16 protein-coding genes are annotated in these 18,060 nt (G+C 69.1%); 15 read left to right on the top strand and 1 reads right to left on the bottom strand.

Annotated elements, in window-relative coordinates:
* The first annotated feature begins 258 nt into the window (after positions 1-258).
* The 5 genes from ACFOLC_RS13015 to ggt all read left to right on the top strand — a co-directional run bounded on the left by ACFOLC_RS13015 (position 259) and on the right by ggt (position 9,312).
* Positions 259-1,338 carry a glucokinase gene (locus tag ACFOLC_RS13015; RefSeq protein ID WP_386759689.1) on the top strand — a complete coding sequence of 360 codons (1,080 nt, stop codon included), beginning with the start codon at positions 259-261 and terminating at the stop codon, positions 1,336-1,338.
* A 65-nt stretch (positions 1,339-1,403) separates the two neighbouring features.
* Positions 1,404-4,094 (top strand): TonB-dependent receptor, encoded by a 2,691-nt coding sequence (locus ACFOLC_RS13010; protein WP_386759688.1) that lies wholly within the window; start codon positions 1,404-1,406, stop codon positions 4,092-4,094.
* A 209-nt stretch (positions 4,095-4,303) separates the two neighbouring features.
* The gene (locus ACFOLC_RS13005; RefSeq protein WP_386759687.1) at positions 4,304-6,667 is read left to right on the top strand and encodes a family 20 glycosylhydrolase; all 2,364 of its coding nucleotides are present in this window, start codon (positions 4,304-4,306) and stop codon (positions 6,665-6,667) included.
* A gap of 103 nt (positions 6,668-6,770) precedes the next feature.
* Positions 6,771-7,397: a tetratricopeptide repeat protein gene (locus ACFOLC_RS13000; protein WP_386759686.1), complete on the top strand. Its 627-nt coding sequence runs from the start codon at positions 6,771-6,773 to the stop codon at positions 7,395-7,397.
* Positions 7,398-7,581: 184 nt separating this feature from the next.
* Entirely contained in the window at positions 7,582-9,312 is a 1,731-nt protein-coding gene (gene ggt / locus ACFOLC_RS12995; RefSeq protein WP_386759685.1) for a gamma-glutamyltransferase, read from the top strand.
* Between the two features lie 184 nt (positions 9,313-9,496).
* On the opposite strand, the gene ACFOLC_RS12990 is transcribed toward ggt, so the two are convergent.
* A complete protein-coding gene (locus ACFOLC_RS12990) occupies positions 9,497-10,051 on the bottom strand; it encodes a DUF2058 domain-containing protein (RefSeq protein ID WP_386759684.1) in 555 nt (184 codons plus the stop codon).
* A gap of 71 nt (positions 10,052-10,122) precedes the next feature.
* Between ACFOLC_RS12990 and ACFOLC_RS12985 the strand changes: the two genes are divergently transcribed.
* The 10 genes from ACFOLC_RS12985 (at position 10,123) to ACFOLC_RS12940 (ending at position 18,005) form a co-directional block, all read left to right on the top strand.
* Positions 10,123-10,656, top strand: a complete 534-nt coding sequence (locus ACFOLC_RS12985) for a YgjP-like metallopeptidase domain-containing protein (RefSeq protein WP_386759683.1) — start codon at positions 10,123-10,125, stop codon at positions 10,654-10,656.
* Positions 10,657-10,919: 263 nt separating this feature from the next.
* Positions 10,920-11,552 carry a nucleotide-binding protein gene (locus tag ACFOLC_RS12980; protein ID WP_386759682.1) on the top strand — a complete coding sequence of 211 codons (633 nt, stop codon included), beginning with the start codon at positions 10,920-10,922 and terminating at the stop codon, positions 11,550-11,552.
* A gap of 60 nt (positions 11,553-11,612) precedes the next feature.
* Complete coding sequence (locus tag ACFOLC_RS12975; protein WP_386759681.1) at positions 11,613-12,089, top strand: SixA phosphatase family protein; 477 nt, start codon at positions 11,613-11,615, stop codon at positions 12,087-12,089.
* Positions 12,086-12,679 (top strand): YceI family protein, encoded by a 594-nt coding sequence (locus ACFOLC_RS12970; RefSeq protein ID WP_386759680.1) that lies wholly within the window; start codon positions 12,086-12,088, stop codon positions 12,677-12,679. The genes ACFOLC_RS12975 and ACFOLC_RS12970 overlap by 4 nt, the downstream gene beginning before the upstream one ends.
* Complete coding sequence (locus ACFOLC_RS12965) at positions 12,676-14,697, top strand: phospholipase D family protein (RefSeq protein WP_386759679.1); 2,022 nt, start codon at positions 12,676-12,678, stop codon at positions 14,695-14,697. Before ACFOLC_RS12970 ends, ACFOLC_RS12965 begins: the two co-directional genes overlap by 4 nt.
* A 358-nt stretch (positions 14,698-15,055) precedes the next feature.
* Positions 15,056-15,250, top strand: coding sequence for a hypothetical protein (locus tag ACFOLC_RS12960; RefSeq protein WP_386759678.1), 195 nt, complete (start codon positions 15,056-15,058; stop codon positions 15,248-15,250).
* 34 nt (positions 15,251-15,284) lie between these two features.
* Complete coding sequence (locus tag ACFOLC_RS12955; protein WP_386759677.1) at positions 15,285-15,470, top strand: hypothetical protein; 186 nt, start codon at positions 15,285-15,287, stop codon at positions 15,468-15,470.
* 176 nt (positions 15,471-15,646) lie between these two features.
* On the top strand, positions 15,647-16,090 hold the full coding sequence (locus tag ACFOLC_RS12950) for a hotdog fold thioesterase (RefSeq protein ID WP_386759676.1): 444 nt from the start codon (positions 15,647-15,649) through the stop codon (positions 16,088-16,090).
* A gap of 48 nt (positions 16,091-16,138) precedes the next feature.
* The gene (locus ACFOLC_RS12945; RefSeq protein WP_386759675.1) at positions 16,139-16,945 is read left to right on the top strand and encodes a lysophospholipid acyltransferase family protein; all 807 of its coding nucleotides are present in this window, start codon (positions 16,139-16,141) and stop codon (positions 16,943-16,945) included.
* Between the two features lie 73 nt (positions 16,946-17,018).
* Positions 17,019-18,005 carry a YheT family hydrolase gene (locus ACFOLC_RS12940; RefSeq protein WP_386759754.1) on the top strand — a complete coding sequence of 329 codons (987 nt, stop codon included), beginning with the start codon at positions 17,019-17,021 and terminating at the stop codon, positions 18,003-18,005.
* The last annotated feature ends 55 nt before the right edge of the window (positions 18,006-18,060 follow it).

Here is an 18,060-nt window from a genome sequence, read left to right as displayed (position 1 = left end):
CACCGAACAACATGAACAGGGAGTTTGGCGATGTTGCGATGCATCAATACAGGCGGGGCCTGGCTCGGATTTGCAAGGGCTTACAACAATTTCGTAACACCTTGTTGACAACGTTGTCATTTGGAGGGCAGTCTCGGCCACGCCGGTGGGGCGCCGGCGGTCAACGGAGGGAGGCATGCAGTGGGATTGGAGCGAGTCACCAAACCGGATCAGCCGACACGGGACCGCGCTGCGCGCGCGCGCCGGCCGGTGTCTGCGGTGAACGCCGTGCACCCCATCGCCCAGCCCGACCCGCGCTTCATCGCCGCCGATGTCGGCGGCACCCACACCCGCGTCGGCCTGGTCCGCGCCGGTGGCCCCGGTGAAAACGCGGTCGCCGTGCTGGCGCACCGCAAGTACGTGTGCGCCGATTACCCGAGCCTGGCGGCGATCCTGGCCGACTTCATCGCCGCCAACGGCGGCTGCGCCGGTGTCGACCGCGTCGCCATCGCCAGCGCCGGCGTGGTGCTCGACGACACGGTGATCAATTCCAACCTGCCGTGGCGCATCTCGCTGTCCGAGCTGCGCCGCGAGCTGGGCCTGCACGACATCCTGGTCATCAACGACTTCCAGGCCGCGGCCCATGCCGCGCAGTGCATGGACCCCAGCGATTCGACCCTGCTCACGCCCGGCGTGGCCGAGTCGGCCCCCGGCCCGGTGCTGGTCGTCGGTCCGGGCACCGGCCTCGGCGCCGCCGTGCGCATTCCGCACCGTGGCGGCACCGTGGTGCTGCCGACCGAAGCCGGGCATACCGCCTTCGCCCCGGGCAATGCACGCGAGATCGACATCCTGCGTTGGCTGCAGCAGCGCAGCGGCGGCCACGTGCCGACCGAGCAGCTGGTCTCCGGGCCGGGCCTGGTCAACCTGTACGACGCGATCTGCGCGCTCGACGGCATCGAGCCGAGTCTGCGCGCCCCGGCCGCGATCACCGAAGCGGCACGGCGCGGCGACAACGCTGCCGGCGAGGCGGTGCTGACGTTCTGCGCGCTGCTCGGCAGCGTGATCGGCGATTTGATCTCGGTCAGCAGCGCCAAGTCGGTGTTCATCGCCGGCGGCCTGTTGCCGCAGCTCAAGGATTTCCTGCCGCACAGCACTTTCCAGGCGCGCCTGCTCAACAAGGGCGTGATGCACGCCGCGCTCGAGCGCGTGCCGGTGCGGCTGATCGAGAACGAACGGCTGGGCGTGATCGGCGCCGCCAGCTGGTACCTGGAGTACGTGCAAGAGCAGGGCGGCAGCAATGCCGCGCAACCAAACGGAACCGGGCCACGGCGCGAGCCGGGCGCGGCATCGGACACATGACGCCGAAGCGCTGATCAACAGATCAGCACGGCGAAGTCGCACACAAGCCCGTGGGAGGGAGAGCAATGAAACTTCGCAAAACCATGTTGTCGGTCAGTATTGTCGCGGCGCTCGGCTTCGCCGGATCCGCTATGGCGCAGCAGACCACTGCACCGGAAGCGGCACAGGCACCGGCCGCCTCGTCGCAGGAGGCCACCGACCTGGACGCGGTGATCGTCACCGGCATCCGCGCGTCGCAGGAAAAGTCGCTGGACACCAAGCGCAACGCCGCCACGCACATCGAGGCCGTCACGGCCGAGGACGTGGGCAAGCTGCCGGCGCACAACGTCGCCGACACCCTGCAGCGCCTGCCGGGCGTGAGCACCAGCTCCTCCAGCGCCAATGAAGGCGGCTTCGACGAGAACGACCGCATCAGCCTGCGCGGCACCAGCCCGAGCCTGACCCAGACCCTGGTCAACGGCCACACCATCGCCAGCGCCGACTGGTTCATCCTCAGCCAGACCGAGACCGTCGGCCGCAGCGTCAGCTACTCGTTGCTGCCGTCGGAAATCGTCAGCCAGGCCATCGTCAACAAGACCTCCGAAGCCCGCTTCATCGAAGGCGGCAGCGCCGGCTCGGTCAACGTCATCACCCGCAAGCCGCTCGAGTTCGCCAACCAGATCTCGGCCGAGGGCACGCTGGGCGCGGTCTACTCCGACCTGGCCGGCAGCACCAAGCCGCAGGTCAGCGGCCTGTTCAACTACAAGAACGACGCCAACACCTTCGGCTTCATGGCGCAGATGTTCTACCAGGAGCGCGAGCTGCGCCGCGACGGCCAGGAAATCGTCGGCGGCTTCCTCACCATCGCCCCGACCGATCCGGTGGCGGCCACCAACCCCGACCTGGTCGGCGTGAAGTACCCCAGCCTGCCGGGCTCGGCGTATTTCAGCCAGACCCGTGAGCGCAAGGGCGGCCTGCTCGAATTCCAGGCCAAGCCCAGCGACGATCTGACCCTGGGCCTGAGCGCGTTCTATTCCGACATGGACGCGGCCAACTACAACCGCAACTACATGCTGCACACCGGCAACTTCGTGCCGCGCGTGGCGCCGCTGCCGGGTTACGTGGTGCAAGACGGCACCCTGGTCAAGGCCGACTATGCCGGCGCCGTAGGCGCCGACGGCAACCCGATCGGCAACGGCATCTACGACATGATCTCGCGTCCGGAATCGGCGGCGAAGACCGGTTACGTCACCTTCGACGCCGACTGGGACGTCAACGACAGCTTCTCGCTGAAGTCGCAGATCGGCCACACCAAGGGCGAGGGTTCGACGCCGACGCAGAACATCGCCGAGGTCGTGACCGGCACCAGCGGCGGCGGCTGGCAGGTGCGCGGCACCGACAGCACCGTCAACTGGTACCTCAACAACCCGTCGGGCCCGACCACCGCCGGCTTCGGCACCTGGGGCATCCAGTACTTCGACGTCATCGACAAGGAAGACTGGCTGAACCTGGACGCCACCTGGTACGGCAACGGCGGCGTGCTGTCGTCGATCAACTTCGGTGCCCGTTACTCGCAGCACTCCCGCGAAGTGAACAGCCCGTACGGCTCCGACCCGGGCAACATCGCCGGCGCGCTGGCCGGTGCACCGGTGGGCAACTACCCGAACGACTTCGGCAGTGCCCTGGGCGGCAGCTTCCCGACCAACATCTGGTACTTCACCCAGGACGCGCTGGAGCAGGCGGTCAAGAACAACTCGACCGTGCGCAAGGACGGTGCCCGCGAGAACTACGCCAGCGAGTTCAACATCACCGAAGACAACACCGCGGCCTACGTCCAGTTCAACTTCGAGGGCGACAACTGGAGCGGTAACGCCGGCCTGCGCTATGTCGATGTCAGCCAGGACATCCGTTACTTCGACAGCGTCGCCGGCAGCGGCCAGGCGCCGGACGTGGTCAGCCTGTTTGGTGGTTTCATCCGCGTGCGTGACAAGAACTCGCACCAGAAGGTCCTGCCGAGTGCCAACTTCCGCTACAACTTCGGTGACGACCTGGTGATGCGCCTGGCGGCGTCGCAGACGATGACCATGCCGGACTACTCGGCGCTGGCCGGTTCGGTGTCGCTGTCCAACCTGACCCACACCGGTTCGGCCGGCAATCCGGAACTGGACCCGATCATCTCGACCAACTTCGACGCTTCGCTGGAGTGGTACTTCGTCGAACGTGGCCTGTTGGCGGCCAGCATCTTCTCGATGGACCTGGACAATTACGTCAAGTACGGCACCGTGGTGCGCCCGTACGTCAATGACCAGACCGGCATGATCGAGAACTACGAGGTCACCCTGCCGGTCAACAGCGACGGCAAGGTCAAGGGCGTGGAGTTGACCTACGAGCAGCCGATCGGCGACTACTTCGGCATCTCGGCCAACTACACCTACGCCGATGGCGAGGCCGATGGTGGCGACGCGCTGGTGGGCACCTCGAAGAACACCTACAACGTGTCGGGCTGGTTCGAGAACGACCGCTGGAACGCCCGTATCGGCTACACGTTCCGCTCGTCGTTCTACCACGGCATGCTGCGCGCCAATCAGTACTTCCAGGACGACTTCGGCACGCTGTCGGCCTCGGTCGGCTTCAAGGCGACCGACTGGCTGTCGATCTCGCTGGATGCGCTGAACCTCAACGACCCGGAACTGAGCTACTACGTGGCCGATGGCCATCCGCAGGCGTTCTACAACAACGGTCGCCAGTACTACCTGAACTTCCGCTTCAAGTACTGAGTCGGCGGCCCACGGGCCCCGCGACACGGCACGCGGCCGGGAATACCCCCGGCCGCTGCCCGTTCAAAAAAACACTTCGCTGATCCGCCCGCACGAGTCACTCGATGCGTTGCCGGGTTACAAGATTCATTGCGGTGGCAGGCGACAAGGCGGGCCCGGCAACCCCGGGCCTGCTTGCTATGGGTTGACACACATTAGGGAGTGGATCGATGAGCTGGATGACCTGCGCGCCGCATCGGGCGGCCTGGATGGCGACGTGCCTGGCCGTGCTGGCATTGGGCGGCTGCAAGGCGCGCGATGAGGCGACGCCGGTGCAGGCGCCGGTCAGCGCCGCTCCGGCCATCGCACCGCTGTCATTGATTCCGCGGCCCGCCCGGTTGGAGCGCGGGCCGGGCCAGTTGACGTTGACGCCGACCACCGCGCTGCTGGCGTCCGATGCCCAGGCCGAGGCGGTGGCGCGCACGTTCGCCGACCTGCTGGTGACCGGCGGCAAGCCGAAGCTGCAGACGGCGATTGCAGCCCCGGCCAGCGGGGCGATCGCATTCGTGCTCGATGCGCAATTCGCCGGCGCCTCGCCGGAGGCGTACCGGCTGGAGGTCAAGCCCGAGGGCGCGCGCGTGGTCGCGCGGACGCCGGCCGGCTTGTTCAATGGCGCGATGACGCTGTGGCAGCTGGCCACGCTCGACCCGGCTGCGACGGCGGCCATTCCCACGGTCACCATCGACGATGCGCCGCGTTTCGGCTGGCGCGGCTTCATGCTCGACTCGGCGCGGCATTTCCAGAGCGTCGAGGAGATCAAGACGCTGCTCGACGCCATGGCGCTGCACAAGCTCAACGTCTTCCACTGGCACCTGACCGACGACCAGGGCTGGCGCATGGAGATCAAGCGCTACCCGAAACTGACGCAGATCAGCGGCTGCCGCATCCCGGCCGGCGACGGCGGGCGTGATCCGGCCAGCGGCCAGCCGCGTCCGTACTGCGGGTACTACACCCAGGATCAGATCCGCGAGGTCGTCGCCTACGCGGCGGCGCGCCACATCACCGTGGTACCGGAGCTCGACGTGCCCGGCCACGCGCAGGCGGCGATCGCCGCGTACCCGGAGCTGGGCGTGCTCGGCGACCGCCCGGCGCCGCTCAACGAATGGGGCGTCAATACCTATCTGTTCAACGCCGAGGACAGCACGCTGGTGTTTTTGGAGAACGTGCTGGCCGAGATGGTCGAGCTGTTCCCCGGCCGCTACGTCCACCTCGGCGGCGACGAGGCCGTCAAGGACCAGTGGAAGGCATCCGCGCGCGTGCAGCAGCGCATCAAGGAGTTGGGCGTCGCCGGCGAAGAGGGCATGCAGAGCTACATGCTCAAGCGCCTGGAGCGCTTCCTGGTCGGGCACGGCAAGCTGATGATCGGTTGGGACGAGATCCTCGAAGGCGGCCTGCCGCCGGAGGCCGCGGTGATGTCGTGGCGTGGCATCGAAGGCGGCATCGAGGCCGCCCGCCAGGGCCACGACGTGGTGATGGTGCCGTCCTCGGACCTGTACCTGGATTACCTGCAGACCACCTCGCCCAACGAGCCGCCGGGGCGCCCGGACACCAACACGCTGCAGGACGCGTACGCGTTCGAGCCGGTGCCGAAGGAGCTGACGCAGGCGCAGCAGCGCCACATCCTCGGCCTGCAGGCCAACATGTGGACCGAGCACACCCGCACCGACGCGCGCCTGGAGCACCACCTGTACCCGCGCCTGGCGGCGGTGGCCGAGACCGGCTGGACGCCGCGCGCCGACAAGCGCTTCGAGGATTTCCTCGCGCGCCTGCCCGGCCACCTGCACCGCCTGCAGGCGCTGGGCATCGACTACGCCCGCACGCCGTTCGAGGTCGCCATTGCGGTCGACGACGACCGCCGCGCCGGTACCGCGCAGATCACGCTGAGCAATCCGCTGGGTTATCCGGTGCGCTACACCACCGACGGTTCCGAGCCGGGCGCCACTGCGAAGGCGTACGACGCGCCGTTCCCGGTCAAGTTGCCCGCGCAGGTGCGCGCGGCGGCGTTCCACGGCGACCGGGCCCTGGTTGCCAGCAGCGAGTTCCGCATCGATGCCGCTTCGCTGCTCAGCCGCAGCGACGAGCAACTGGCGGTGTGCCCCGATGCCGGTCGTCTGCTGTTGCGGTTGGAGGACGACGGCCCGGCCGACGGCGAGCGCGCCATCTTCAACGTCACGATCTTCTACCCGTGCTGGCAGTGGAACGCCGCCGACCTGGACGGCATCGGCCAGATCCGCGTGCGCGCCGGGCGCATCCCGTACTACTTCCAGCTGGCCCACGACGAGCCCAGCCGCACCTTCGAGCCGGCCAAGAGCGCGCACGGCGAGCTGGTGGTCCGCGCCGGTGGCTGCAAAGGCAAGGTCATTGCCGAAGCGCCGATGCCGGCCGCTCCCGACAAGGACGGTTTCGTCGAGTTGACGGTCGACCTGCCTCAGGACGTGCGCGGCAAGCAGGACCTGTGCCTGTTGATGACCGGTGACACCCGGCCGGCGATGTGGGTCGCCGATCGCGTGACCCTGGTGCCCAGCGGCGGCTGATCCCTGTGCGGACACGGGTGGAAGCGTGGCTGCGGTCACGCCTGCGCCCGCGTCCGGGTTAGCATGCGCGCGGGGAGGATGTTCTCAGGGGACCCGAACAATGATGAAACGACACCTGCTGCTCGCGGGCTTGCTGGCCGTGGCCGGACCGGCGGCGGCGCAGACGTTGCCCAAGCCGGTCGAGTTCTATTTCGCCGCCGACGCCAGCGCCACCAAACCGGTGCAGGCCATCAAGGACAGCGGCGACGCCGCGATGGAAAAACTGGCCAAGGCGATCGAACGCAACCCGCGCGCCAAGGCCGAAGTGGCGCAGCTGGCGCATCTGGCCATGGAAGCCGGCCGGGCCGACCTGGGGCGACAGCTCTACGGTCGCGCGCTGGCCACGATCGACCGCAGTGACGGCATCTGGCGCTCGGTGGCGTGGAACTACGGTTGGGACCTGTACCGTGCCGGCGACAGCGAAGGCGCGCTGGCGCAATGGCGCACCCTGCTGGAGTCGCGCAACATCGCCGCGGCGTGGATGCCGCCGACGTTCGCGCTGGTGCTGTGGTCGCTGGATCGCAAGGACGAGGCGGTGCAGTGGTACGCCGCCGCGGTGCGCAGCGAGCCGCAGCAGTGGAGCAGCAGCGCCGGGTTGACCACGCTGCTGCCGGACTGGAGCGAAGGCGAGCGCGCCGCACTGGCCGAAGTGCAGGCCGCCTGGGCGCAGAACCCGCCGAGCTGGCCGTAAGCGCCGTTGCGGCCGCGGTGGCCGCATCGGTTCCGGTGCTCGAAGCGTCACGATCCGGCCGCACGCGCGTGCGGCCGCGCGGTGTCGCGTGCGCGGTGACGGCCTGGCCGCATGCCGAAAGTAGGGTCGTGCGCGATTTCACGCAGCGATAATATCGAGGCTGGTTTTCCTCAATGGCCCAGCCATGCGTCCTCTGCTCGCCACCCTCCTGCTCTGCCTGCCCCTGACCGCCATGTGCGCCGACCGCATCACCGGCAAGCCGTTCGCCACCCGCAGCGAGGTCTACGCGCCGCACGCGATCGCCGCGACCTCGCACCCGCTGGCCACCCAGATCGCCCTCGATGTGATGAAGGCCGGCGGCAGCGCCGTCGATGCGGCGATCGCCGCCAACGCCGCGCTCGGGTTGATGGAGCCGACCGGCAACGGCGTCGGCGGCGACCTGTTCGCGATCGTCTGGGACCCGAAGACAAAAAAGTTGTACGGCTACAACGGTTCCGGCCGTTCGCCCAGGTCGCTGACGCTGGCCGAGTTCCAGCGGCGCGGGCTGAAGGACATCCCGCCGCACGGCCCGTTGCCGGTGACCGTGCCGGGCACCGTCGACGCCTGGTTTGCGCTGCACGGCAAGTTCGGCCGCAAGCCCATCGCCGATGATCTCGCGCCGGCCATCCGCTACGCGCGCGAGGGCCATCCGGTGCATGAAGTCATCGCCTATTACTGGAACCGCAGCGTCCCCAGCCTGTCGAAATGGCCGGGCTTCGCCGAGCAGTTCACGGTGGATGGCGACATCCCCGGGAAAAGACGCGCCCCGCGCACCGGCGAGATGTGGAAGAACCCGAACCTGGCCAGCACCCTGGAAAAGATCGCCCAGGGCGGCCGCGATGCGTTCTACAAGGGCGACATCGCCCGCACCATCGACGCCTATTTCAAGGCCAATGGCGGTTTCCTGAGTTACGACGACCTCGCCTCGCACACCGGTGAATGGGTCGAGCCGGTCAGCACCAACTACCGCGGCGTCGACGTGTGGGAATTGCCGCCCAACGGCCAGGGCATCGCCGCGCTGCAGATCCTCAACCTGCTCGAGCCGTACGACCTCAAGCGCTACGGCTTCGGCAGCGTCGAGCACGTGCACTTGTTCACCGAGGCCAAGAAGCTGGCCTTCGCCGATCGCGCCGCCTCCTACGCCGACCCCGCGTATTACAAGACGCCGGTGGCGAAGCTGGTCTCGAAAAACTACGCGCGCGAACGCGGCAAGCTGATCTCGATGGAGCGCGCCGCCAAGGCGGTCGAGCCGGGCGTGATCGCGCAGCTCAACGAGGGCGACACCATCTACATGACCGTCGCCGACAGCGACGGCATGATGGTTTCGTTGATCCAGTCCAACTACCGCGGCATGGGCAGCGGCATGGCGCCGCCGGGGCTGGGTTTCATCTTCCAGGACCGCGGCGAGCAGTTCGTGCTCAAGCATTCTGATCAAGAGCCGGATCATCCCAATTTGTTTGCGCCCGGCAAGCGTCCGTTCCACACCATCATCCCGGCGTTCGCCACCAAGGACGGCAAGCCGTGGCTGTCGTTCGGCGTGATGGGCGGGGCGATGCAGCCGCAGGGCCACGCGCAGATCGTGATCAACCTGATCGACTTCGGCATGAACCTGCAGGAAGCCGGCGACGCGCCGCGCATCCAGCACGACGGCTCCACCGAGCCGACCGGGCAGGCCGCGGCGATGAGCGACGGCGGCGAGCTCGACCTGGAAACCGGCTTCCCGTACGAGACCGTGCGCGAGCTCATGCGCAAGGGCCACAGCGTGCGTTTCGCCGACGGCCCCTACGGCGGCTACCAGGCGATCATGGTGAATCCGAATGGCGGTTACATCGGCGCCAGCGAGTCGCGCAAGGACGGGCAGGCGGCGGGGTACTGAATCGGTGGCGGATCGATTAAGGCAACGCTGATCAAATCCCTATTGCCCGTCATCCCCGCCTTCGCGGGGATGACGGCACTTATTCAGCGTTGCCTTAACCCGCAGCCGGAAGTTGTCCCACCATCGAGCGACGGTGGGCGATTGGGGTTATTAGCAGGGCTGGGCCAGCTCCTGGCCGCCGCGGTCACCACACCAGGTCGTCAGGCACCTGAAACTGCGCGTAATACGCCTCGTCTTCGGAGGTCGTGGCGGACGGCGCGGCGCCCGCGTCCTGGCCATGATCGAGCACGATCATGCTGGCGTCGCGCTCCCGCACCTTGTCGGCGGCCGCGCGCGCCAACAGCTCGTAGCGCTCGTCCAGGCGGACGATCACCAGCGCGCCCAGGGACAGCTTCTTGCGCAGGTCATCGTCGACCAGCACGGTGCGGATGGCGCCGTCCACGGTGAAGCGGTACTCACTCTCGCCCGAGCGCGGCACTTTCCGGTCTTCGATGATCTGCCGCGCCTGCGCGCGAAGTTCGGTGATGCGTGCCTGGGCCTTGCGCTCGGCAGCGAGTGCGCGGTCCCGCTCGGCCTTCTCGACCCGTGCCCGCTCCGCGTCCAGCTGGATTTCGCTGGGCTCCGACGGCCCCTTGGCATGCCGGGCCTTGTTCTGCTCGCGCGCTACCTCGGCCACCTTGGACTTCTTGACCAGGCCCGCCTTGAGCAGCTGTTCCTGAAGCGGATTCGCCTTCGCCATGTCGCAGTTACTTGTTCAGGATTTCCGGCCCATCATACCCGCCGTCCCCGCTGACCACCTTGCCTTCGCTGATGGAACGCCTGAAGTACCTCGCCGGCTACCCGCAGCACATACAGGCGCGGGTGCACGAGTTGATCGAACGCGATCGACTGGGCGCGATGCTGGTCGACAAGTACCGCCAGCCCCACGCCGTGCGAAGCGACGGCCAGCTGTACGCCTATGTCCAGGCGCTGAAAGACCGGCACCTGCGCCAATCGGTGCCGCTGGGCAAGGTGATCTACGACAGCAAGCTGCAGGTGATGAAGCATGCGCTCGGTACCCACACGGCCATTTCCCGGGTGCAGGGCGGAAGGCTCAAGGCCAGCCGCGAGATGCGCATCGCCACCGTCTTCCGCGATGCGCCGGCCGATTTCCTGAAGATGATCGTGGTGCATGAACTGGCGCACCTCAAGGAAACCGAGCACAACAAGTCTTTCTACCAGCTGTGCACGCACATGGCGCCGGACTACCACCAGCTGGAGTTCGATTTGCGCTTGTATCTGACGCATCTTGATGTCGAACGGCGATCACGCGCTCCGCGATCGGCTGTCGAAGGGGATCGGTAGCTCCGCAGGACTGCTCATGGGCACGAGCATCGTGGATGCCCCACGGTTCGTCATTCCCGCGCAGGCGGGAGTCCAGGGACGGCGTCCGTGCCGAGGGTGAGTCAAAGACAACGTCCATGGGTTCCCGCCTGCGCGGGAATGACGAGCAAGGGTGCGATCCTTCTTCTTCCTCCCGATTCTCCCCATGGCCCCGCCGGTGCGCTGGCGATGGTTCCGGCTGCGGTCGCGGTGTACGCTGCGGCTTCCGCCCAGAGGGAGCTCGCATGAAGACCGTGCTGGTGGCCAGTTCCAAGGGGGGCGTGGGCAAGACCACGATCGCCACCCACCTCGCCGCGCAATCGGCGCTCGACGGCCTGCGCACCGCGCTGGTCGACGCCGACCCGCAGGAGTCCTCGACGCGCTGGGCGCAGCGCCGCGCCGGCCTCGACAGCGCGGTGCTGCCGCTCGACGGTACCCGCCGCAAGGCCTGGCGCAAGCAGCTGCCCGACGACACCCAGCGCCTGGTGATCGACGCCCCGGCCGGGGCCATGGCCGACGAGCTGGACGCGTTCCTCGAGGTCGCCGACACCGTGGTGGTGCCGGTGCAGCCCTCGACCCTGGACATCGAGGCGACGGTGCCGTTCCTGGACTCGCTGGCCCGCCATCCGCGCGTGCGCCGCGGCGCGCTGCGCGTCGGCCTGGTCGGCAACAAGCTCAAGCCGTGGACCAACGCTTCGCAGCAGGCGCTCGACCTGCTCGCGGCCTGGCCCTACCCGGTGGTGGCGCAGCTGCGCGACAGCCAGGCCTACGTGTTGATGACCGGGCTCGGCAAGAGCCTGTTCGACTACCACTCGCTGCAGGTGCGCGAGCACCAGGACGACTGGCAGCCGTTGCTGAAGTGGTTGAAGAAGGCCTGAGTGCGGCATCGCACCGTGGCTCGACGATAATGGCGCCCACACTTCGAGGTAGTGACGCGAATGCGTGAATTGATCCTGCTGCGCCATGCCCATGCCGAACCCGCCGGCAACGGCCAGGCCGATCTCGACCGGCCGCTGTCGGCCGAAGGCCTGGCCGAAGCCGAGGCCGCCGGCCGCTGGCTCGCCGCCAACAAGCTGGTGCCCGACTGCGTGCTGTGCTCGCCGTCGCGGCGCACCCGCGAGACCCTGGAAGCGGTGCTGGCGACGGTCGGTTACATCGACCAGCGCATCGAGCCGTCGATCTACGAGGCCTCGCCGGGCACCCTGATCGCGCTGGCCGACACCCACCCGGAGGTCGAGCGACTGATGCTGGTCGGCCACAACCCGGGCCTGGAGCGCCTGGCCGCGCTGCTGCACAGCGGCCAGTCCGGCGACTACCGCGGCATGCCGCCGGGCGGCATCGCGGTGCTGAGCGTGCCGGTCGACAGCGCACTGGAGCCGGGCGCGGCCCAGCTCAGCGCCTTCTGGTGGCCGTGACAGCAAGCCTGCGCCGCTCCGCCCGGATCCTGCTGTGCGCGCTGTTGGCCTGGGCGGCGCTTGCCGCGCCAGCCACGGCCCAGCAAGCCACGACCGAGTCCTTCGACCCGCTCCACACCCGCTTCGGTTTCGAGTTGCGCACGCGCTGGGGCCAGCGCGTGGCCGGCGACTTCCCGGACTACGCCGGTGAGCTGACGGTGCTGCCGGACGGCCGCCACCAGGTGCGCATCGTGCTGGCCACGGCGGCGGTGCAGGTCGCCGACTCGGCGCGCTACACCGAACTCGCCCGCGGCCCGCGTTTCTTCGACTCGGCGCGCTACCCGCGCATCGAGTTCCTGTCCGAGCCGCACCACGCCGACGTGGTTGATCGTGGCGGTCGCCTGCGCGGCAAGCTGTCGATGCACGGCGTCAGCCGCATGGAAACCTTCGTGCTGGCGCCGGCCGCCTGCGCGCGCCCGGGCAAGGACTGCGACGTGCTCGCCACCGGCAGCATCAGCCGCGGCGACTACGGCCTCGACGGCTGGCAGCTGGCCCTGATCGACCGCGTGCGCTTCACCCTGCGCGTGCGCCTGCTGGAGCCGGCACGGTGACGGCGGCCGCGCGCGCGCTGGTCGTCGTGCTGGCGTTGGCCCTGTCGGCCTGCGCCTCGCTGTCGAACGTGCAGCGCGATCGCGCCACGGCCCTGGTGGCGGCGGCGCGCTCGACACAACTCGATTGCACCCGCATCGATGCCTGCGCACAGCCGTCGCCGCTGCGCGAGCTGGCGACGCGCGCGTTTGCCGAGTCGACAGCGTCGGCGCCGCGCCATTACGCGCTGATCCTCGATCGCGGCCCCGAGGCCCTGCTGGCGCGGATCAACCTGATCCGCAGCGCGACCACCGCCATCGACCTGCAGACCTACATCTTCGACGAGGACGACGCCGGCCGGCTGGTGCTTGACGAACTGCTCACCGCCGCCCGCCGCGGCGTGCGCGTGCGCGTGCTGATCGACCAACTGGCCGCGCTCAAGCACGTCGACACGCTGGCGGCGCTGGCCGGCGCCCATGTCAACTTCGAGCTGCGCCTGTACAGCCCGGTGCTCGGCCGCGCCCAGACCAGCTACCCGCAGTACGCGCTGGCCGCCGCGTGCTGCTGGCGCCGGCTCAACCAGCGCATGCACACCAAGCTGCTGCTGATCGACGGCGCGGTTGGCATCACCGGTGGGCGCAACTACCAGGACGACTATTACGACTGGGACGACGAGTACAACTTCCGCGACCGCGACCTGCTCGTGGCCGGTCCGGTTGCGCACGTGATGGGCGCGGACTTCGCGCTGTTCTGGGACGACCGCCGCAGCGTCGCGGTGGAGCGCCTCAACGACGTCGGCGCGCGGCTGCTGAAGCAGGGCGTGCCGGCGCTGCCGCCGGCGCAGTTCGAGCGTCCGCAACGGGCGCAGGCGATGCGCCGTGACGCCGGCGACGCGGCGCTGGTAGCGCAGCGACTGAGCGCGCAGGCGCTGCCGGTCGGCGCGGTGCGCTACATCTCCGACACGCCGGAGAAGCACCGCGCCCACACCGTCGAGCAGGCGCAGGCCACCGGCTCGCTGCGCGAGCTGATCGAGTCGGCGCAGGACGAAGTGCTGCTGCAGACGCCGTACCTGGTGCTGTCGAAAGCGGCGCAGGACATGTTCCGGCAGCTGCAGCAGCGTCCGCGCGAGCAACGACCGCGGGTGATCGTCTCGACCAACAGCCTGGCGGCGACCGACGCCTTCATCGCCTACGCGCTGTCGTACAAGTACAAGCGCCGCTACCTGCGCGAATTCGGTTTCAACATCTACGAGTACAAGCCCTTTCCGGCCGACGCGCCGATCGACATCGCCGCCACCGGCGCGGCGCTGCCGGAACTGGGCGTGAGCACGGCGGTGGCCGCGACCGATGCCGACCCCGGTGCGCTCTCGCCGGAGCGTGCGCTCAGTGGCGAGACGGGGGGGGCGGGCGACGACGAGGTGCAGACCCGGCACCGCGAACTGCGCGATCGCTACGACCGGCGCAGCGCGGTCGGGCGCGAGCAGTACCGGCGCGCGTTGTCGCGCGAGTACGCCGCGCTGCGCTACACCACGCGCGGCGCCAACCAGCCGGTGCCGCTCAAGCGTGCCGGCGTGCGCATCGGCATGCACGCCAAGTCGCTGGTCATCGACGGCCGGATCGGCGTGGTCGGGACCCACAACTTCGACCCGCGCGGCGACCACTACAACACCGAGAGCGCGGTGGTGATCGAGGACGCCGGTTTTGCCGCGGCGCTGGCGGCGAGCATCCACCGCGACATCGCCCCGGCCAACTCCTGGGTGATCGCGCGCCGCGACAAGCCGCCGGTGTTCTCCGGCCTGGACTACTCGATCGGCAAGGCGTTCGAGGCGCTGCCGCTGTTTGATTTCTGGCCGATGCGCTACGCCACCAGTTACGAGTTCGTGCCCGGCCCGGCCTGCCCGCAGCCGTTGCCGCCCAGCGATCCGGGCTTTCGCGCCTGCTACCGCCCGGTCGGCGACTTTCCCGAGGTCGCGCTCGGCCTCAAGGGCCTGACCACGCGCATCTTCACCGCCTTCGGCGCGGGCCTGGCGCCGATCCTCTAGAAACCGCGCATCGCAGGGCCCGTAGCCCGGACTGCAGACGGAGGGGTGGTTTCGCGCAGTCGTGACTTCCGGCCTGCCGTTGCCGGGCTCGAGTCAGGCCGGTGAACGTGACGGCAGTCCCCCCGCCCGATGGCCTGTTTCCGGCCGGGAGCGGCGCCAGCGCGGGTCCCGGCGGCCCCCCTGTCATCAGTCATGGCAACCATTTCGGCCAAATCCCTATCTTGATCAGGGAGTTCCGGCTGCGGCCGCACCCCACGCAGGTAGGTCTTCGGTGGGGTGACTTTTGGCCCATGGCGGAATTGATGTGGTGTTGTACTTTACCAGCACACCAGTTCACAGCCCCCGACAGGACACCGCCATGAACGTCATCCGCCTTCCGCTGACCGTCCCCACGTCCTCCACGGTCAAGCCCGCCGCCACGCTGCTGGCCGCACCGGTCCGCCACCTGCACCGCGAGCGCGACTTCGGCATCGGCTACGGCAACAGCAGCGGCTACGCCAGCGCCCGCCGTTACATCGCCGACTGGGCGCCGCCGCGCTTCCGTTGCGCCTGATCCCCCTGCTGCACCGACTTCCAGGACCCAAGCCATGAACGCCTTCCGCCCGAACGCCGCCCCGACCACCCCGATCGCGCGCGCCCTCGCCGCGCCGCCGCCGGTCCGCCACACCCACCGCGAGCGCGACTTCGGCATCGGCTACGGCAACAGCAGTGGCTACGCCAGCAACCGCCGCTACACCCGTGACTGGGCGCAGCCGCGCTTCCGTTGCGCGTGACCCTGGGTCATCACCCCTGGAGTCCTCCCCTGTTTCCCCGGCCCGGGCCGCGACGCCCCCCCTCTCCGACGGCGTCGCCAACCCGGGCCCTTTTTTTCCTGGAGCCACTCGAACCGGGCACCCGAGCCGGCCGTGACGACTTGGCCGCCGGCCGCATCGCTCGTTATCGTGGCGCGATGAACGCCCACGCATCGCCCCGGCCGCTGTTCCGCGGCACGCAGACCCCGGCCGAACTCAACGCGCTGTCGCACGGCACCGCGATCGAGACGCTCGGCATCGTCTTCACCGAGCTCGGCCCCGATTACCTGCGCGCCACCATGCCGGTCGACGCGCGCACCCGGCAGCCTTACGGCCTGCTGCACGGCGGCGCCTCGGTGCTGCTGGCCGAGACGCTGGGCAGCAGTGCCGGCAATCTCTGCGTCGGTGAGGGCGAGGTCTGCGTCGGCGTCGAGATCAACGCCAACCACCTGCGCGCCGCGCGCGACGGCGTGGTCACCGGCACCGCGCGTGCGCTGCATGTCGGCGCGCGCACCCAGGTCTGGGAGATCCGCATCGAGGACGAACGCGGCCGTCTGGTCTGCGTTTCGCGCCTGACCCTGGCGGTCGTGGCGCACGCATGAGCGCATAACGCTGGCTGCGCTGCCGGTGCTTCGGTATCGTGGTCGACAATGAATGCGCCGTCCCCCCACGCCGGCGCGACGGCGCCGTTCGCGACGCCGGCCGCGCGCGCGCTCCGCTACCTGATCCGCGTGCCGCTGCTGGCGTGGCACGTGTTGATCGACCTGCCGTTGGTGCTGCTGCTGTCGACGCCGCCGATCGGCAGCCTGCGCCTGGGCGACGAGCGCCTGGAGCACCGCCTGATCAGTGCCTGGTCGGCGGGGCTGATGCGCGTGTTCGGTTTCCGCCTGCGCCGCATTGGCGAGCCGCTGCCGGGCGCGGCGATGTTCGTCGCCAACCACGTCAGCTGGATCGACATCGAGGCGCTGCACAGCCAGCGCATGATGGGTTTCGTCGCCAAGCGCGAGATCGAGAGCTGGCCGGTGGTCGGTTGGCTGGCTGCGCGCGGCGAAACCATCTTCCACGCGCGCGGCAGCACCGAATCGCTTGGCGGCGTGCTGCACGAGATGCTGGCGCGACTGCGCGCGGGGCGCTCGGTCGGGGTGTTTCCCGAGGGCGGCACCCGCGGCGGCAGCGAGATCGGCCCGTTCCACGCCCGCATCTTCCTGGCCGCGGTCGAGGCCGGGGTGCCGGTGCAGCCGGTGGCGCTGCGCTACGGCGAGCGCGGCAACGCCCAGGCGGTGGTCGCGTTTGCGCCGGGCGAGAGTTTCTTCGGCAACTTCGTGCGCCTGCTCGGCGAGCCGCCGCGCCTGGCCGAGATCCATTTCCTGGAACCGATCGCGCCCGGCGAGACCGATGGCCGCCGCCGCATCGCCGAACTCGCACGTGCGCGCATCGTCGAGGCCATGACCGGTTGAGGACTGCGTTGGCCCTGGTGCGACTGCACGATTTGCAACACCCGGACTTTCACCGGTTATGGTCCCCGTCATGCTGACCGCCGCCGACTACCGCCCGCCGCACTGGCTGCGCAACGCGCACGTGCAGTCGGTGCTCGGCTCGAGCCCGTTGCGCCGGCGCTACGGCGAGCGCAGCCTGGCCGTGCTCGGCGCGGTCACCAGCGAGCACCTGATCGACGGCGGCGACGGCGTGCGCCTGCACGGCCTGCACAGCGTCATGCCGGGCGTGTCGCCGCGCGGCCTGGTGCTGCTGCTGCACGGCTGGGAGGGCAGCGTCGATTCCAGCTACATGCGCCTGACCGCGGCGCAGCTGCTGCAGCGTGGCTTCGCCGTGTTCCGCCTCAACTTCCGCGACCACGGCAACACCCATCACCTCAATGAAGGGCTGTTCCACTCCAACCGCATCGGCGAGGTCGTGCATGCCGCGTGCGAGGTGTCGCGGCGCTTTCCGCTGCAGCCGCTGTGCGTGGCCGGTTACTCGCTCGGCGGCAACTTCGCCCTGCGCCTGGCGTTGCACGCGCCGGCCGCGGGGCTGGCGCTGGCGCACGTGGCCGCGGTCTGCCCGGTGCTCGACCCGGGGCGGACGATGGACGCGATGGAACAGGGCCTGCCGCTGTACCTGTGGTACTTCGAGCGCAAGTGGCGCGGCTCGCTGGCGCGCAAGCGAGCGCTGTTCCCGCAGCAGCATGCGTTTGACGACAGCGTGCTGGGCCTGCGCATGCGCCCGCTGACGCAATGGATGATCGAGCGCCACACCGACTTCGGCACGCTCGAGCGTTATTTCGACGGTTACTCGATCGCCGGCGACCGCCTGGCCGCGCTGCAGGTGCCGGCCAGCATCCTGATGGCGGCCGACGACCCGGTGATCCCGGTCGCCGGTTTCGACGAACTGCGGCTGCCGCCGTCGGCGCGGCTGGAGATCGCGCCGTGGGGCGGGCACTGCGGCTTCCTCGAAAGCGCCCGGCTCGACGGCTTCGCCGAACGCTGGATCGCGCAGCGGATGATGGACGCGATGGGCTGAGTTTGTTTCCAGCCCGAGGCAACGCTGGAAGTGCCGTCGCGCCCGGTCGCAATGC

Source organism: Lysobacter cavernae (genome assembly GCF_042648505.1).
In the GTDB taxonomy this organism is placed as follows: Bacteria; Pseudomonadota; Gammaproteobacteria; order Xanthomonadales; family Xanthomonadaceae; genus Lysobacter_L; species Lysobacter_L cavernae.
The sequence above is the reverse complement of the archived record's forward strand: the minus strand, read 5'-3'. Positions and strand labels throughout refer to the sequence as shown.

What these genes read in the sequence shown, in the direction of transcription:
- ACFOLC_RS13010 (WP_386759688.1), top strand. Translation starts at nt 1,404, where the DNA reads ATGAAACTTCGCAAAACCATGTTGTCGGTCAGTATTGTCGCGGCGCTC.
- ACFOLC_RS13005 (WP_386759687.1), top strand. Translation starts at nt 4,304, where the DNA reads ATGAGCTGGATGACCTGCGCGCCGCATCGGGCGGCCTGGATGGCGACG.
- ACFOLC_RS13000 (WP_386759686.1), top strand. Translation starts at nt 6,771, where the DNA reads ATGAAACGACACCTGCTGCTCGCGGGCTTGCTGGCCGTGGCCGGACCG.
- ggt (WP_386759685.1), top strand. Translation starts at nt 7,582, where the DNA reads ATGCGTCCTCTGCTCGCCACCCTCCTGCTCTGCCTGCCCCTGACCGCC.
- ACFOLC_RS12990 (WP_386759684.1), bottom strand. Translation starts at nt 10,051, where the DNA reads ATGGCGAAGGCGAATCCGCTTCAGGAACAGCTGCTCAAGGCGGGCCTG.
- ACFOLC_RS12985 (WP_386759683.1), top strand. Translation starts at nt 10,123, where the DNA reads ATGGAACGCCTGAAGTACCTCGCCGGCTACCCGCAGCACATACAGGCG.
- ACFOLC_RS12980 (WP_386759682.1), top strand. Translation starts at nt 10,920, where the DNA reads ATGAAGACCGTGCTGGTGGCCAGTTCCAAGGGGGGCGTGGGCAAGACC.
- ACFOLC_RS12975 (WP_386759681.1), top strand. Translation starts at nt 11,613, where the DNA reads ATGCGTGAATTGATCCTGCTGCGCCATGCCCATGCCGAACCCGCCGGC.
- ACFOLC_RS12960 (WP_386759678.1), top strand. Translation starts at nt 15,056, where the DNA reads ATGAACGTCATCCGCCTTCCGCTGACCGTCCCCACGTCCTCCACGGTC.
- ACFOLC_RS12955 (WP_386759677.1), top strand. Translation starts at nt 15,285, where the DNA reads ATGAACGCCTTCCGCCCGAACGCCGCCCCGACCACCCCGATCGCGCGC.
- ACFOLC_RS12950 (WP_386759676.1), top strand. Translation starts at nt 15,647, where the DNA reads ATGAACGCCCACGCATCGCCCCGGCCGCTGTTCCGCGGCACGCAGACC.
- ACFOLC_RS12945 (WP_386759675.1), top strand. Translation starts at nt 16,139, where the DNA reads ATGAATGCGCCGTCCCCCCACGCCGGCGCGACGGCGCCGTTCGCGACG.